Origin of the sequence: Planococcus notacanthi (assembly GCF_030407825.1) — a bacterium.
In the GTDB taxonomy this organism is placed as follows: domain Bacteria; phylum Bacillota; class Bacilli; order Bacillales_A; family Planococcaceae; genus Planococcus; species Planococcus notacanthi.
In genome coordinates this window covers 760857-776206 of the sequence record NZ_JASDCQ010000001.1, presented here as the reverse complement: position 1 = coordinate 776206, position 15350 = coordinate 760857, and the positions used below count along the sequence as shown (strand labels likewise).

At 45.0% G+C, this 15350-nt stretch carries 22 protein-coding genes; 8 read left to right on the top strand and 14 right to left on the bottom strand.

Annotation, left to right across the window (positions count from 1 at the left end):
* Nucleotides 1-711: 711 nt before the first annotated feature.
* Complete coding sequence (locus QMA01_RS03720) at nt 712-948, top strand: hypothetical protein (RefSeq protein ID WP_191714337.1); 237 nt, start codon at nt 712-714, stop codon at nt 946-948.
* A 396-nt stretch (nt 949-1344) separates the two neighbouring features.
* Here QMA01_RS03720 and nadR read toward each other — a convergent pair whose 3' ends face one another.
* From nadR to QMA01_RS03675, 9 genes are all read right to left on the bottom strand, one after another.
* Entirely contained in the window at nt 1345-2394 is a 1050-nt protein-coding gene (gene nadR / locus QMA01_RS03715) for a multifunctional transcriptional regulator/nicotinamide-nucleotide adenylyltransferase/ribosylnicotinamide kinase NadR (protein WP_301610383.1), read from the bottom strand.
* 3 nt (nt 2395-2397) lie between these two features.
* The gene (pnuC, locus tag QMA01_RS03710; protein WP_191714336.1) at nt 2398-3135 is read right to left on the bottom strand and encodes a nicotinamide riboside transporter PnuC; all 738 of its coding nucleotides are present in this window, start codon (nt 3133-3135) and stop codon (nt 2398-2400) included.
* A gap of 152 nt (nt 3136-3287) precedes the next feature.
* Nucleotides 3288-3530 (bottom strand): hypothetical protein, encoded by a 243-nt coding sequence (locus QMA01_RS03705; protein ID WP_191714335.1) that lies wholly within the window; start codon nt 3528-3530, stop codon nt 3288-3290.
* A 119-nt stretch (nt 3531-3649) separates the two neighbouring features.
* Nucleotides 3650-3856: a hypothetical protein gene (locus QMA01_RS03700; RefSeq protein ID WP_191714334.1), complete on the bottom strand. Its 207-nt coding sequence runs from the start codon at nt 3854-3856 to the stop codon at nt 3650-3652.
* Between the two features lie 233 nt (nt 3857-4089).
* On the bottom strand, nt 4090-4344 hold the full coding sequence (locus QMA01_RS03695) for a hypothetical protein (protein WP_191714333.1): 255 nt from the start codon (nt 4342-4344) through the stop codon (nt 4090-4092).
* A gap of 272 nt (nt 4345-4616) precedes the next feature.
* Nucleotides 4617-4931: a hypothetical protein gene (locus QMA01_RS03690; RefSeq protein WP_191714332.1), complete on the bottom strand. Its 315-nt coding sequence runs from the start codon at nt 4929-4931 to the stop codon at nt 4617-4619.
* A gap of 149 nt (nt 4932-5080) precedes the next feature.
* A complete protein-coding gene (locus QMA01_RS03685; protein WP_290214309.1) occupies nt 5081-6211 on the bottom strand; it encodes a conserved virulence factor C family protein in 1131 nt (376 codons plus the stop codon).
* 26 nt (nt 6212-6237) lie between these two features.
* The gene (locus QMA01_RS03680) at nt 6238-8124 is read right to left on the bottom strand and encodes an ABC-F family ATP-binding cassette domain-containing protein (protein ID WP_290214308.1); all 1887 of its coding nucleotides are present in this window, start codon (nt 8122-8124) and stop codon (nt 6238-6240) included.
* A complete protein-coding gene (locus QMA01_RS03675; RefSeq protein WP_191714329.1) occupies nt 8121-8756 on the bottom strand; it encodes an HD domain-containing protein in 636 nt (211 codons plus the stop codon). The genes QMA01_RS03680 and QMA01_RS03675 overlap by 4 nt, the downstream gene beginning before the upstream one ends.
* A gap of 165 nt (nt 8757-8921) precedes the next feature.
* Between QMA01_RS03675 and QMA01_RS03670 the strand changes: the two genes are divergently transcribed.
* Nucleotides 8922-9131 carry a cold-shock protein gene (locus QMA01_RS03670; protein ID WP_191714328.1) on the top strand — a complete coding sequence of 70 codons (210 nt, stop codon included), beginning with the start codon at nt 8922-8924 and terminating at the stop codon, nt 9129-9131.
* Nucleotides 9132-9205: 74 nt separating this feature from the next.
* On the opposite strand, the gene QMA01_RS03665 is transcribed toward QMA01_RS03670, so the two are convergent.
* Nucleotides 9206-9403, bottom strand: a complete 198-nt coding sequence (locus QMA01_RS03665; protein WP_006829962.1) for a zinc-finger domain-containing protein — start codon at nt 9401-9403, stop codon at nt 9206-9208.
* Between the two features lie 148 nt (nt 9404-9551).
* On the opposite strand from QMA01_RS03665, the gene QMA01_RS03660 reads away from it, so the two are divergent.
* The 4 genes from QMA01_RS03660 to QMA01_RS03645 all read left to right on the top strand — a co-directional run bounded on the left by QMA01_RS03660 (nt 9552) and on the right by QMA01_RS03645 (nt 11295).
* The gene (locus QMA01_RS03660) at nt 9552-10235 is read left to right on the top strand and encodes a queuosine precursor transporter (protein ID WP_191714327.1); all 684 of its coding nucleotides are present in this window, start codon (nt 9552-9554) and stop codon (nt 10233-10235) included.
* Between the two features lie 8 nt (nt 10236-10243).
* Nucleotides 10244-10633 carry a ribonuclease HI family protein gene (locus tag QMA01_RS03655; protein ID WP_191714326.1) on the top strand — a complete coding sequence of 130 codons (390 nt, stop codon included), beginning with the start codon at nt 10244-10246 and terminating at the stop codon, nt 10631-10633.
* A gap of 117 nt (nt 10634-10750) precedes the next feature.
* Nucleotides 10751-10960, top strand: a complete 210-nt coding sequence (locus QMA01_RS03650) for a hypothetical protein (RefSeq protein WP_191714325.1) — start codon at nt 10751-10753, stop codon at nt 10958-10960.
* Between the two features lie 17 nt (nt 10961-10977).
* Nucleotides 10978-11295, top strand: coding sequence for a hypothetical protein (locus QMA01_RS03645; protein ID WP_290214307.1), 318 nt, complete (start codon nt 10978-10980; stop codon nt 11293-11295).
* A 91-nt stretch (nt 11296-11386) separates the two neighbouring features.
* Here QMA01_RS03645 and QMA01_RS03640 read toward each other — a convergent pair whose 3' ends face one another.
* Nucleotides 11387-11509: a hypothetical protein gene (locus QMA01_RS03640; protein ID WP_263615926.1), complete on the bottom strand. Its 123-nt coding sequence runs from the start codon at nt 11507-11509 to the stop codon at nt 11387-11389.
* A gap of 75 nt (nt 11510-11584) precedes the next feature.
* On the opposite strand from QMA01_RS03640, the gene QMA01_RS03635 reads away from it, so the two are divergent.
* Nucleotides 11585-12595 carry a PQQ-dependent sugar dehydrogenase gene (locus QMA01_RS03635; protein WP_290214306.1) on the top strand — a complete coding sequence of 337 codons (1011 nt, stop codon included), beginning with the start codon at nt 11585-11587 and terminating at the stop codon, nt 12593-12595.
* A 161-nt stretch (nt 12596-12756) separates the two neighbouring features.
* Here the strand turns inward: QMA01_RS03635 and QMA01_RS03630 are convergent, their stop codons facing one another.
* The 3 genes from QMA01_RS03630 to QMA01_RS03620 are packed head-to-tail and all read right to left on the bottom strand — an operon-like array spanning nt 12757 to nt 14508.
* A complete protein-coding gene (locus tag QMA01_RS03630; RefSeq protein ID WP_290214305.1) occupies nt 12757-13254 on the bottom strand; it encodes a GNAT family N-acetyltransferase in 498 nt (165 codons plus the stop codon).
* A 15-nt stretch (nt 13255-13269) separates the two neighbouring features.
* Nucleotides 13270-14280 (bottom strand): S66 family peptidase, encoded by a 1011-nt coding sequence (locus QMA01_RS03625; RefSeq protein WP_290214304.1) that lies wholly within the window; start codon nt 14278-14280, stop codon nt 13270-13272.
* A gap of 21 nt (nt 14281-14301) precedes the next feature.
* Nucleotides 14302-14508, bottom strand: coding sequence for a hypothetical protein (locus QMA01_RS03620; protein WP_203339549.1), 207 nt, complete (start codon nt 14506-14508; stop codon nt 14302-14304).
* A gap of 195 nt (nt 14509-14703) precedes the next feature.
* Here QMA01_RS03620 and QMA01_RS03615 point away from each other — a divergent pair, with 195 nt between their 5' ends.
* The gene (locus QMA01_RS03615) at nt 14704-15348 is read left to right on the top strand and encodes an SDR family oxidoreductase (protein ID WP_191714320.1); all 645 of its coding nucleotides are present in this window, start codon (nt 14704-14706) and stop codon (nt 15346-15348) included.
* Nucleotides 15349-15350: the final 2 nt, after the last annotated feature.

Here is a 15350-nt window from a genome sequence, read left to right as displayed (position 1 = left end):
CAATTTAGTTTTTCGATTTCGGACTTTTTCTATCACTGCCGGCCTGCATGGATTCAAATTTATAGCGGCGCTCGTCAATTGTGCACGTTTGTTAGATATATGGCCTATCCAAATTTTGTTTTCTGCATTGTATTGAACTTCCGCACAACTCCAGAAGCCTGTACGCGTTTCTTTTTCAAAAAACACGGTAGCTGCTCAGAAATAAAATAGGAATGGTAATCCAAAGCAATACAACAACAGCATTGAACATCAAGGACGTAAGTTTCCATCCTGTGTTATAGTTACTTGTATGATTTTATGGATTCTTAAGACTTTTCTTAGTCACTTTCCATTAGGAAAGGCGTGGTCTATTTGAGACTCAATAGCATCAAAAGTTTTCTACAAACGATGCACGACTATTCATCGGTTAATATCACTCAGACTTTTGCTTCTGAGGACAAAACAAGAAGCTTATCAGTTCAATTCATAGCAGCAATTCAAATGTTTTCTGTTACCGATGCTGCAACAAATCAATTGTGGAAAAATGCATCTATGGACGAGACTGCTTTGTTTATCGACAACTATCTTAGTGCTAACCTACTTCCAGTCAGCTCCTGATTTTTTCAGGGGTTTTCTTTTGCTCAGTATTGGGCATACCAAGAAGTGGACCCGGGCAACGAGATTCATTTCCTCCGTCTAAAACTACGTCTGAAAAGGAAGAGCCTGATTTTCATGAAGTTAGAAAACATCAAAGAACTGTTGCAGATCATTTGTAATTTCAACAACTCCAACATCACTCATACCTTTGCAGTTAAAGGAAGCGATGAGACGCTAACAGTTATCTGCATTCAAGAAACATTCATTCTTGAAATCACTTCCAATGAACAGGAAATAACAAAGCACTTTACCTCCATTGACGAAGCAGCTGAATTTATTAATGAAAAAATTCATGTGCTTGATGATAATTGACTTCTCTTAATCGGGAGGTTTTTTGTTTTCTTTTTTTAAAAAAAGTTTGGAAACTCTACTTAAAAAATCCTTAAGAATAAGAGGTCGATTATGAGATGAAAAAGCAGAGAAAAGAAAATTGCTTTATAGGCTTGGTTAAGGAAATTGGCCTTCTAATTATTGTTGAAGCTGCATTTCTAGCAATATGGAATACTTTGATGGCCATACCAAGATGAATTTATCGTATGTACACCAGTATTTGAGTTTACCTAAATAATGATTTTCAGCTCAACTTCATACACGTTGAACTATTTTGGCCTTTTTTTCTTATATATCTTTTGTATGGCCTCCATATCCCTCTCCACAAAAAAAGACACAAGCCAAGAGCTCTCACCTTCAACCTGTATCCAATAGACTTTATTCATTTGTTTCCCCATAAAGCTTCTCCTCCAAAATTTCATCAACCAGCTCGATCGCCTGTTCGAGACGTTCGTGATAATTCCCGCTAATGGAATGGTAGGTGATGTTCTGGCGGTCCAGTATGGCTTTCAAATAATCGTTGTTGCGCTCCCGAATCGTCTGTTCGCCGAACAACCTGGTGCCGTCATCCACCCATTTCACATCCGGTTCAAGGAAAAGCCACAGGTCATAGTTCTGCAGGGCTGCGACTTGGTCTAAGACCGGTTGCTCATAGCCCAGATAGGCCCAGGAGAAATACTGGGTGACGTTCGCTTCTGTGTCGATAAAGAGCAGCTTGTTGGCGCGTTTGGCCTGTTCTGTTTCATGGTATTTATGCTCGAAGGCGATTTTCGGGAAATCGGATTCTATCGCGATTTCGGCACCGATATGGTCATAGAATTTGCGCCCGTATTCTTCCACATAGCTGGTATTGTACAGGTTTGCCAGGTTCTTGACCAAGGTCGACTTCCCGGCGCTTTCGGTTCCCACCACGACAACGGTCCGGACAAAGTAAGGCTGGACTACGTGAGGAATAATCGCCCAATGTTTCATGGCGCCTTCTTCGCGTATTTGCGTGGCCGAGATCGGATAGGTCCGGCGCTCCGCATCCAGGACGACGTGCTTCGCACTTGGATAAAGCTTTTCGAAATGGTCGCCATAGGCATGTTCAGAACTAAAGACCACATCGATTTCTTTTCCAATTGCCGCTTTGATGCCGACAGCACCCTTCTCCCAGTCGTAGAATTCACCTGTTTGCTTCTCAGCAACAGCATGCACTTTAACATGCGGAAGGTCTTTTGTAAGTTCGTTCCACCAACGAAGCCGCTGATGATAAGGGATCGGCTTCATGGTCGTGCCATTAAAATAAAATTCCCGCTCATAGTCCTCGTCATGCGTCAAGATGATGTGCAATTCCTCTACCATTGTACTGGCACGGATCATGGTACTGACATGCCCTTGATGGATAATCAAAAACTTGCCGCCATACATTCCAACTTTTGCTATCACTCGTTAAACAGCTCCTTCTTCCAGCCCTTGCTTTTTGGCCATCTTTCTCCAGTTGTAATAACCATACATCGAGTTAAACAAAAATGCGGTCCACATTACCACCAATGTATAGTCGTTGCCGCCAGTTGAATCGAGAGTGATGACCCACAAGGCGATAGAAAGAATGTTGACCAAAATCCAGAACAGCCATTGCTCCGCAAATCGCTTCAGCATCAAAATCTGGGCTGTAACAGACAACACATTCGTTGCAGAATCCAGTCCGACAGACCGTCCGCCGATCGCCTGGAGCAAAATCGCATATAAAACCGTTCCTACAATAATCGCAATTACGGTATAAAGCCAAGAACTCATTTTCATGGTTTTGACGATGACGTCTTCACCCTGCACACTGTCTTTGTTCCTGATGGTGTTGCGATGCCATAAATAGAGCCCGATAAATTGGATCGGGAAATAGAAAAGTCCGTTGAGCATCGCTTCCCCGTATAACCCGTAGGTAAAAGAAATGTACGCGTATGTAGAGGTTTGGATGATCCCGAAGTAATAATTGCTGATCTTCCCTTTTGCAACCAGCAAGACGCACAACATACCGCTTAAAGAACTGATAAGCCCAAGGAGCGTGTCGTCCCAAGCAAAAAACAAATAGATATTAATGGCAGTGAAAATGAGAAGCCAACTCTTTTCGAATAAACTCCAATCTTTCAAAAATCGTTGTGTTTTTGATTCAGCAGCGTTGATGGCCATGGCTAATCCTCCCAGATTTTATATCGTTTCATTTGCCTACCAGTTCTCCTCCTGACTCCGTTACTTATTACCCCAACTATACCATTTTTTCTCACTCCGCCAACTAGTTTTCAAAAGAAAAAGAGCGCCCATAAGGACGCTCTTTCGGGAAATTATTTAGTTGAAAAACTGGCATATAAATTCTTCAAGTATTTATCCGGATGCGGCATCGGATGATTCTTGCCTCGTTTGGTGTTTTTTTGGTAGCTTTCAAAAGCGGCATTAATCAGTGCCCAATCTTCTGGATAATCTTCTTTAAAATTCGTTTTGAACACATGCCACGTCATGTCTTCGCCATATTTTTTGATCATTGCTTCTATTTTTTTCTTCTTCGCTGGAAATACTGCACTGCCCATATCATCACTCTTTTCTCTAACCAATATACAGCATTTAAGAAACTTTGAAAAGAACCTTTAAAGCGGCGGTTCTCCTACTTTCCATTTACTCTATAGTAGTCAAATTAAAGAGCCATCCCTCAGGATGACTTGAATAATGAGATTTGGATGCCTTCAGCAGTAGGTGGGCGAAGAGTAAGGGTAGTCCCGTTTTCTTCTACCGTGTATTCTTTTAAATATTCTTCCACATCCTGGGGATGCTCTGCACTCGTCTCCCGTAAAAGCTCTTTAATGATCAACGAGCTTCTTTTTTCATTTAATACAATGCCATTGACTGTAAGATTCAACTGAAACCCTCCTATGTATACTTAAAAGATATCATAAACTTATCATCTTTAAACGTATACATGGACCTAATATTTATTAATATTTTTCTCTTAAAGTACCGTTTTTGTCTATTTAGTCGTATAAAGTAGTTTTAAATACCCATTAATGATTAAACAAATAATAGTCAAGACACCTATACCAGTTGTTCTCAACATAAAAATACTGCCTTCTCAGGCAGCATTCAGTTTCTTGTTCAATTTTGCTGTTCAGGAAGAATATTGTTGAATAGCTCTGGCACCAACCTATTGACTGCGAAGTTCTGCGTCATGCCGCAATGGCCGCATCCTGTGACGATCACCGGAAATTTTCCGGACGTTGATTTACCCAGAAACAGCAATTCATCGACGATGACCGGATCTTTTGTTCCGCAAGCAGAACAAACCTTGCTGACACCTTTGTCATTTAATGTTTTCGCAATGATTTCCAGTTGTTCTTTGTTCAGTCTCATGTTCTTCCACCTTCCCTCTTTTTTAAAATTTATCCTATATAAGTCGAACTAGAGAGATAGCATATAAAATCTCTGGCACTATGAACAAAGCTCCCGTCCATTCAGGAGCCGCGCCTGCCTGGAGAGAAATCTCTAAAGATATGGAGCAAAACAGCGAAGACGCCTTGGGGATCAAGCGAAGTGCTGAAATCCACTCGGGCATTTAGCCCGAGTTAGTTCAGCGCGAGCCCCCGGCAAGCGCAGCTGTTTTGCGGAATATCGACTATATTGCATTATTTCTTCAACTTATCTAGCTTGTCATATTCCTTATTGATGAAATCAAGCATCTGGCTGAAGATATCGTACTCAAACCATTCATAGGATGTATCCTGATCGTATTTTCCATCTTCTTTGATTTCCACGTTGTTGGAAGACAACTGGACAATTTGCGTATCTTCCACATCCTCTTCCTGTCCTTTCACTTTCTGGCCATCGAATTGCTTGACCACTTTCCGATAAAATTCATCGCGTTTATGGCGGTCTTCAAACTCCCACGATTCATACTTTCCGCTATATAAAATCTCCATTGAATAGACGCTGTTTTCCATTTTCAATTCCTCCTAGTAAATGATGACTCCCTTTTTTCTGTCGGTTAACAGCACTTTACCTCTTAATGGACTCTTGGAAACATTAATTTTATCCAGCAAGCTGAAAATCAAAAAAAGGCCGGCGACTTTTCAGTCACCGGCCATTCACTTTATTCTTCTTTCATTGCCTGTCTGGCTTCAGTCATTTGTTTCCAAACTGAACCTTTGGCATCTTCGCCTTGTTCGATTCGTGCAATGGCCATCTTGATCTGAAGCTTCACTTCAAACTCAGGGTCGTCCTCTGCCTGTTTCAGGGCCGGCAACGCGGCTTCTGTGCCTGTTTCGTAAAGGAACATGGCAGCTCTCCAACGAACCAATTTATTTTTATCGCCTAATGATTCCATCATGATCGGCTCAAATTCCTCAAAGCCCAGATCACTGATGGTGTCGCCAGCCGTTCTGCGGACAGCCCAGCTCTTGTCTTTCATGGCGCGTTCAACGTAAGGCACTACAGCTTTATCATCGATATCACCCAGGAAGATGGCAGCCTGGCGGCGAATGGACATTTTTTCATCATCCAATGCCAAAGACAGCAATGGCAGGTCGTCGATATCCGCTTCAATCATCTGATCAAGCAGCTGGAAACGGGTCTCCCAGTCAGGGGCATTGAATTCGTCAACTGTAATTCTCCGTCCACGCGGTGCCGATTCGGCCTGTTCCGTGTCTTCTTTTGCAGTCAACGCATCTAAACGCTCCTGTGGATAAGCGGCTTCTAGTTCTTCCACCATGCTCTTCCCGATTTCACCTTTATCGCCGTAACGGACACCGTAATCAGCCCATTTGCGCTGAAGCAGGTAATTTTCCTCTGTCGGGTCCATGACCAGCTTCATCGCAGTGATAAAGCGTTCAGGCATGCCAAAGCGTTCTTCAGAGCTGTTATCAAAGACTTTTACTTGAAGGGGAATTCCTTTGAACTCCTGAACATGCACATAAACCTCGCCGTAATGCTCATCCAGTTCGATTTCTTCGCTCGAATGTTCACGGTCTTCACCGAAGACATTGCGGACTTGTGCCAAAATCGATTCCCAGTCAAACTTTGAAATGCGTTCGACTGCCAAAAAGTCAGCCACGTGATAAACGCCTTTTACCCCGTCAATTTTCAGCAGCTCCTGAACTTCTTTTGGAGCGCCTTCCAGATTGTCTTTATGGTAATTATGGCTTTTGCCAAACGGCAATTCCTGATCGATGATCACTTTCATCGTATTCGGGCTTGGTGTCGGTTCAATGGTAATGATTTTCACAAAAAATCCCTCCTGCAATTAGTAGATCATGCTTCCGCAATTTCCTGAAGATAGGTCCAGCGTTCAATCAATGTGTCGTATTCGGCTGTCAGTTCATTGACTTCCTGAGTCAGTTTCGCCAATTTGTCGTAATCTGCTCCTGCCGCCGCCATTTCTTCTTCGCGTTTTTCGATTTTTTCTTCTGCTTCTGCTATCTTGTCCAGGATGCCATCGTACTCCTGTTGTTCTTTGTAGCTCATCTTCTTTTTCGGCTTCGCTGGTTCTACAGGTTCAGCTTCAATTTTTTCGACAAGCTCCTGCTCAGCCAGAGCCACCGGATTGTTTTTTTCTTTAATGAATTCGGAATACAAACCTTGGTATTCTTCTATTTGGCCAGTGCCAGTCGTCCATAGTTTCCGCGCAATGCGGTCAAGGAAAAAGCGATCATGCGAAATGGTGATGACGACACCCGGGAAGTTTTCGAGGAAATCTTCCAGAACAGAAAGCGTCTGGATGTCCAGATCGTTAGTCGGCTCATCGAGGAACAGGATATTTGGTTGTTCCATCAATAGCTTCAATAAGTACAAGCGTTTGCGCTCGCCCCCGGACAATTTGCCGATTTGCGTGCCATGGCCGTTCGATGGGAACAAGAAGCGTTCAAGCATTTGAGTTGCGGACAGGCGGACTCCTTTTTCCGCTTCAAAATCACTTGATGTCTCCTGAATGTATTCAATCATCCGCTGCGATTCGTCCATTTCAGGCAAATGCTGCGTAAAGTGAGCAATTTTGACAGTGCTGCCGTATTCCATCTGGCCAGTGGTCGGTTCCAGTTCGCCAGCCAGCATTTTCATCAAAGTGGATTTGCCGGCGCCGTTTGGCCCGACGATTCCGATGCGGTCTCCACCCTGCAGAAGGAAATCAAAGCCGCTGAAAATCTGCTTGTCGCCATAAGCGACGCCCATATTCTTGCCTTCAATGATTTTCTTGCCGAGGCGTTGGCTTTGCATCGACAGTTCAAGAGACGTATTGTCGTTTTCTTTTTGGACGCTTTCTTTGATTTCATCAAAACGCTGAATACGCGCCTTTTGCTTGGTGGAACGCGCTTTCGCTCCGCGGCGAATCCATTTCAATTCTGAACGGAAACGGTTTTCGAGTTTTTGCTGGGACGATGCGTTCATTTCGTCGCGTATGGCTTTGTTTTCCAGGTAATCGCCGTAGTTCCCTTTATGTGTATACATAGTTTGGTCAGCAATCTCGAATATATGAGTCGAGACTGCATCCAGGAAGTAGCGGTCATGCGTTACGAAAAGCATCGCTGAATCCATGCGCAGCAATGTTTCCTGCAGCCATTCCGTTGAAACGGCGTCCAAATGGTTGGTCGGCTCGTCCAGCAGGATCAAGTCAGCCGGTTCGATCAACGCTTTAGCAAGCGCTACGCGTTTCCGCTGTCCGCCTGACAGTTCGCTGACGACTTGGTCGTACATATCGATCCCCAGTTTCGACAAGGCTGTTTTTGCCAGAGCATTGATGTCCCATGCGTTGTCCTGTTCCATTTTTTCCTGGATCTCCATCAATTCATCCTGCAATTGCGTAGAACTTGAATCAATCATCATATTTTTCAAGGCATTCTCATAAGCGCGGTTTAACGCCAATAACGGCGAATCGCCCGAGAAAACTGTTTCGAGTACCGACAACGACTCATCGAATTCAGGCTCCTGCATCAAATACGTGATCCGGTATTTTTTCGGATGGTCCATGACAACGTTATCGGCATCCATCGTTCCTGCCAAAATGGACATCAAAGTCGATTTCCCTGTTCCGTTGACGCCGATTAAGCCGGCACGTTCTCCTGGATACAATGAAAATTCGACGTCCTTGAATAATGTTTTGGCTCCTACTGTTTTGGTTAATTTCGAAATATTTAAGTGGCTCATTTATTCCCATCCGTTTCTGTTTGAAGTTGCTTTAAAAAGGATAGCATAAATTCATGGCGTTCTTCAGCCATCTGCTTACCAGTTTCCGTAGTCATTTGATCTTTCAGCAGCAATAGCTTTTCATAGAAATGCGTGACGCTGCTGGTTGGTGCATTCCGGTATTCCTGTTCCGTCATTTCGGTGCGTGCTTTTTCGTGCCAATCGTACAACTTCCGTCCTTTTGCGCCGCCATACGCAAACGCACGCGCAATGCCGATTGCCCCAATGGCATCCAAACGGTCCGCATCCTGGACGATTTTCGCTTCAATGCTCGATGCCGGCTTGCCGTTGCCGCCTTTAAAGGACACTGAACCGATCACTTCCTGAATGTGATGGCGCTGATCGTCCCGAAGTTCCAGACGATCCAGGATATCACTTTCCAAATCTTCCTCAGGTTTTTTGTATTTCGGATCCGATACATCGTGCAGCAGCACTGCCAGTTCAACAATGAAGGCATCTGCTGACTCCTGTTCCAGAATCGTTTTGGCATTTTTCATGACGCGCTCAATATGCTGCCAGTCATGGCTCGCATCAAACAAATCATAGATTTTCTTTACTTCGTTCTGGCATCGCTCTATTTTTTCCAGTTCCATGCTTCCGCTCCAATCGCTTGTTTCTTCTATTATAACCTGAAAGCTCCTCAAAATGCCTGTATTCCCAACGATTATTGACGTTTCCATAGGCTTCATGTATAGTATAGCCATCCATAACATGGCGTCTATGGGTCCATGGCATACTCAATAATAGGGGGAACTCGCATGCACCAGGGTACAGTGAAATGGTTTAACTCAGAAAAAGGTTACGGTTTTATTGAGTATAATGATGGTGATGATGTATTTGTCCATTTTACAGGCATTCAGGGCGATGGGTTTCGGACATTGACGGAAGGCAAGCCCGTGTCATTTGAAATTATTGACGGCAACCGCGGACCACAGGCTGCAAATGTTATTCAAATCGAATCAGAATAAAAAATAAACAAAAGCAGGGACGGAATTTTCCGTCCCTGCTTTTTATTTTTGGGAAAGAATCGAATCCCCTATTTTTATTTATCGCCGGTACCGACTTTATTGAGTTCGTTTCCGAGAAACTGCAGCTGCGTTCCGACCGTGCAATTGCTGATGCAAAAACGGTGGGCAGCAGTCTTCCCTTCATCTTTGCGAAGTTGGGTTTTCACAAAGCAGCCTTCACAATATGTAGTCAGCATTTCGTCAATTTCATTGATAATCGAAACTTTTTTCACTTTGTCACCTCTTAGAAAATCGTCATTTCCTCATTCTACTACGCATTTGTCTTTTATTCCAACAATAGTTATACTGACTGAGGACATTTTTTACGGTACCAAGCGGTTCGCAAATTCCCGCTTTACCAAAACTAAGGAGGAAGTTTTTTTGTTTAATGAATTTTGGGGACTGGGCTTTGCCTTGTTCAACTTTGTACTTTTATTGATCATGTATAAATTTTTCGGAAAGACAGGATTGTTCGCCTGGGTGGCTATTTCCACGGTGCTGGCCAATATCCAAGTGACCAAAACCATTGAAATCATCGGTTTGACGGCTACATTGGGCAACAGCCTGTATGCCTCGACTTTCCTGGCAACCGATATCCTGAACGAAAAGTACGGCAAGAAAGAAGCCAAAAAAGCAGTGTGGCTCGGTTTTTCTTCCCTGCTTATCATGGTGCTCGTCATGCAGTTCGGCATCAAGTTCATACCGGCTGAAAGTGATTTTGCACAAGGTTCACTGGAAACCGTATTCGGACTGATTCCGCAAATTGCCATCGGCAGCATGGTGGCCTATCTCACCAGCCAGCATTTGGATGTCATCATTTTCAGCGCGCTGCGCAGAATGTTCCCGAAAGACAGCCAATTTTGGATCCGCAACAATGGATCGACTTTGACCAGTCAGTTGCTGGATACCTTAATTTTCACTTCCATTGCTTTCTGGGGCGTGTTCCCGTTCGATGTCTGGCTTCAAATTTTCATTTCGACGTACGTCCTTAAATTTGTCGTCTCTATTATGTCAACGCCGTTCGGCTACCTTGCGAAAGCAATCAAACCCATTGATGAAAAGTAGGTGATTCTATGCTGGAAGTTTTTGTGGATGCGGCGACTGCAGGTTCTCCGCAAGTCAGCGCAGTTGGTGTTTTCATTAGAGGTGAAGGCCATTTGATCCACTGGAGCGAATATGTGGGTGAAATGGACAATCATACGGCAGAATTCACTGCACTGGTAAAAGGATTGGAACTGGCGAAGGGCCTGACTTCGGGCATGGTCTCCATCAAGTCCGATTCACAGGTGACGGTGGATGCTTTTGAAAGAGGCTCGATCAAAAATCCGAAGTTCAAGCCATTGTTGGCACAAGCATTGGAAATCGGCGACTACTTCGATTTCTGCTTTATCAAATGGATTCCGGACTCACAGAACCGGGCAGCGGACGCCCTTGCCCGTACGGAACTTCGCGCTCATAAATAATCTGTCCATCTTGTGGCGGCCGTTCTCATTTTTGAGGGCGGCTGCTTTGGTTTCTATGCATACTCAGCCGGCAAAGTCTGATAAGATTAACCTATCATCTTTTATTGGAGGAACTTTATGAGAACTAAACTTGGCACTGCACTCGATATTTTCATTTTGGTCATCGGTCCGTGGATCGTCTATACACGAATCATTGAAATGATGCAAAACGGAGTCTCTGTCTATCCGATGATTTCGGTCCTGATCGTCACGGTTGCCGTGATATTCTCCATCTACAACCTGTACTTGCTTGTAGCACGCAAACAGCAGGACAACACGAAAAAATAAGTGGAAAAGAGGCTTGAATGGTGAAATCGGTTTTGTTTTATTTTATTCCGCTGCTGGTTTTCGCGGTGATCAACAACGTGGTTGAGGTCTTGTCATGGCCGTATTATTTGGTGCTGCTGGTGGCATTTCTTGTGTTCCAACTGGCGCGCATCCGCTATCCGAAAGATGCCATTCCACCCATTGCCAAAATCACACAAGCGGCTTTTTACATACTGACTGTGGCAACGATTTTCCGTGACCAGTATTTGGATCCGTTAATCATCAACATCCTATTGGGTATTGGACTCGGATTGGTGATCATCGAATTGCTGCAGACGAAAAAAAAGCCAGCCTAAGCTGGCACTGACCTTGAACAGCCTTGAGCTGTTTAAGGTTTTTTTGTTTAAAAAATCTTTAGAAATACGCTGGATTTGTTATGGCGGAAGACTATTTCGTGAAATACCAGACCAGCACCAAAACGATGGCGACGATGACCCAGGTGATGATGCGGATCAGGTTTTGTTTCTTTCGGATTTCTTCTTGTTCTTTGACGTCTTTCAACAATGGCATGGATTCACCTTCTTCGCTTAATTATTTCCTATCAGCTGGCTCTTCATTTATCATGGAAAAAAGGAGGTTTTCTTTGTGAAAAAAATATGGACTCCCTCAATTATCCTATTGCTGCTGGCAGGCTGCAACAATGCCGCACCCAATCCGGAAGAAGCGACGGCTCCTTTCGATGAAATAGCGACAGGACTTGAGGCACCTTGGGCAATCAATAAAACCGGTGATGAATTTTATATTTCAGAACGTGCAGGCACTGTTGCCTATATAGATGAAGAAGGCGCACTTACACGGCAGAAAGTCAGCTTTTCGGACTCTCTTTCCAGCGCAGCCGAAGCCGGATTTCTGGGCTTTGTGTTAAAACAGGACTTTGATGAAAGCCAAGAAGCGTACGGTTATTATGTCTATGAACGCGATGGCAATGACTACAATAAAATCGTCTCCATGCAGTTGGACAATGGACAGTGGCGGGAAAACGAAGTACTTTTGGAAGGAATTCCGACAGGCGATGTCCATCACGGCGGCAGACTTGAGCTGGATGAAAACGGCACTCTTTTCGCAACGGTCGGTGATGCTTCCACGCCAGAACTGGCCCAGGACCTTGCTTCTGTCAACGGCAAATTATTAAAATTGAACAACTCTGATGAATTCGAAATTTATTCGCACGGCCACCGCAATCCGCAGGGAATCACTTGGGATGGAGACACCATTTACGCTTCTGAGCATGGCCAGTCAGCGAACGATGAAATCAATATCATTGAAGAAGGCCTGAATTACGGATGGCCGACCATTGAAGGCGACGAGTCTGAAGAAGGCATGGAGGCACCTTTCTTCACAACCGGTTCCGATGAGACATGGGCTCCGAGCGGCATGGATATCCACAACGGCTCTCTGTATGTAGCAGCCCTCCGCGGAACCGCCATTAAAGTGTTGGATCCGGAAAGTGCCGAAGTGACAGATTCGATTGAAGGCTTCGGGCGTGTGCGGGATGTCTATTCGGACGGAGACTCGCTTTATTTCATTTCCAATAACACCGACGGACGCGGCATACCGGCAGACGGCGATGACAAGCTTTACAAATTGAATGAATAGCAAGAAGGGTATCGGCGTTGTGCCGATACCCTTCTTTCATCTCTCCAGCACTTATTGGCGGTGCTGATTGGTGTCCAGCAGCTCTATTTCGAATGAATGCTTTAAATACAGCCGGATTTATCACAAAAATGGACAGGCTTGACAGCAAGCTCCAAAATCCATCAGATAAACTTTACCATCATGTCTTCATCGATGTACTTCTCGCCGATTTTCATGGCACGGATTTCTGTTCCGTATTTTTCAAAGCCAAGCTTCTCGTACAATTCGATCGCCTGCAGATTTTCACTAGCAACCATCAGGTCCAGCCGCTCCAGCCCTTGCCAACCAGCCGCATAATCAAGGAGTTGCTGCATCAATCGCCGCGCTATGCCTTTGCCTCTTGCTGAAGGCGTTACATAGACCGCCACGACCGATGCCCGGTGGCTCATCTTAGGTGTGGTATGGCGCAGCAAAGTGACGTTACCGCATAAATCCCCATCTGCAAATGCACCAAAAGTGACGGCATGCGCCAAGGCCAAGCTTTCCGCCGTTTGTGCCACCGGCCTCTTGACAGCATCTTCCAGCCTAGTAGCGAAAACATCCGGGCTGTTTGTTAATGCTTCAATCCGTAAATCGTAATAAAGTTGTGCGTCATTGGCATTGAGCTTTCTTATCTCCATGTACAGACATCCTTTTCACCTGAATTCCTGCTCCACTGTTCCTTTGCCGTCGGCGACTCGGATTTCTGCATAAGCGCCGTTAACAAAAGTGATTTGCGGGGGCATATGGCCTAAATCGATATCATAGGCAATCGGCAGATTGAGGTCTTCTGCAAGATCCTGGTACATTTTTTCGGCGGTATAGCCTTCGACCGGCTCATTCGCTGCACTTCTTCCAAATAAAATGCCCGCACAATTGTCGAACCAGCCGGCATATTTCATTTGTGTCAGCGAACGTTTCAAGTCCGCAACGGACATTTCACAATTCTCCAGGAACCAGACAACCTGTTCTCCCGGAATATGCTGTTCCCGAAAAGCTGGTACTCCCCCGTATGGCGTGCCGATGATGTGCCGGACGACATCGATACACCCGCCCAACAGGCGGCCTGCAAAGTTTTCCTCGTTGCCGGAAACCGTTTTCCATTCGGTCGGTTCCGTCAGGTGATAGACGACTGGCGATGGATTCGAATGATTCCATTCCTTCTGATAAAGCGCCGAAGAATGCTGAGAAACGGATTTCCCCGCCTCGGTTTGAAGAACTGTCAGCCACTGCCGCGTCGTTTCGTCACTTTTTTCGCCCCGCAGATCCACGATGTTCGTTCCGTGCGCTGTGGCTATTCCCGTTTTTAAAGTAATGGCCAGCAGCAAGACACTGAGATCCGAGTACCCGAGCACCCATTTCGGCTGGATTTGGGAGAAGTCTACATACTCCAGCATTTCAATCAGCAATTCACCGCCCCATGGCGGGAAAATGAAATCGATTCCCGGATCATTCATCATGTCCATGAATTCAGCCGCCCGCTTTTTGGCAGGAGCCGATTTGGCAAACTCTTGTGTCCAGGCCGTCTTCCCGGTTTTTATATCGAAGCCATTTTGTTGTTGGCGGGCAATGGCCTGCTCCAGCAGATGATGATGTTCTTTCCCCACCCCTGATGATGGTGCTGTAATGCCGATTGTTTTGAAAGTAGTAGCAGGATAACGAATCATCCAATAGTCCCCCTTTTCAAGTTAAACGAAATAAAACAAGGAAAAAATCATTGCCATTAAAACAGCAGCACCTACGCAAAACCATACCGCATGTCCCATCATTTCGAGAAAACGGCTCGGTTCTTTGTCCAATCTCTCCCCTTTAAACTGGGAGAAATCCGGTGGTGTTTCTCTTTTGCGAGCAGTCTCCTTCATCTTTATCGTCTTTGATTCTGTGGTCGGGTTCATTGTCTTCCTCCTAAAATCAGTAGCAGTAAAATCATTGCGATATCTTTCATTATACTAAACTTAACTTGAGAATAAAGTCCCCTTTTCTTCATATTGGCATTTTTCAGACTTAACAAGAGCCCCATTTGCTTGAAATAGATCTGCCAGGGTATATATGATAGAAAAGAGACGAAAATTGCAGAGGGGTTGATCAGGATGAAAGTGTTGGTAGTCGGGGCAAACGGACAAATCGGTAGGCATTTTGTAAAAATGCTGGCGGACAGTGAAGAACACACTCCGAAAGCGATGATCCGCAAAGAAGAGCAAATCAGTTTTTTCAATAGTCTCGGTGTTGAATCCGTATTAACGAGCTTAGAAGGCAGTGTTGAGGAGATTGCAGACGCTATGAAAGATTGCGACGCTGTGGTGTTCACTGCCGGCAGCGGCGGCGGAACCGGCGCGGACAAAACTTTGCTGATTGATTTGGACGGCGCTGCAAAAACGATTGAAGCTGCTGAACAAACAGGCACAGAGCGATTCCTGATGATCAGCGCCATCAATGCCGATAAACGGGAAATGTGGAAAGAAGATATGGCCCATTATTATGTAGCCAAACACCACGCCGATAACATTCTGCGCGCGAGCGGGTTGGTCTATACCATCATCCGTCCCGGCCTTTTGACAAACGATCCGGGAACCGGCAAAATTCTCGCGACTGAGAACTTGGATTCCGGTGAAATTCCACGGGAAGATGTCGCTAGTGTCCTCTTGCATGCTTTGGCGAATGAACATACTTACAATAAAACATTTGAAATCATTTCTGGAGAGCAGGACATCGAGGATGCATTAAACCGGTTATGAGT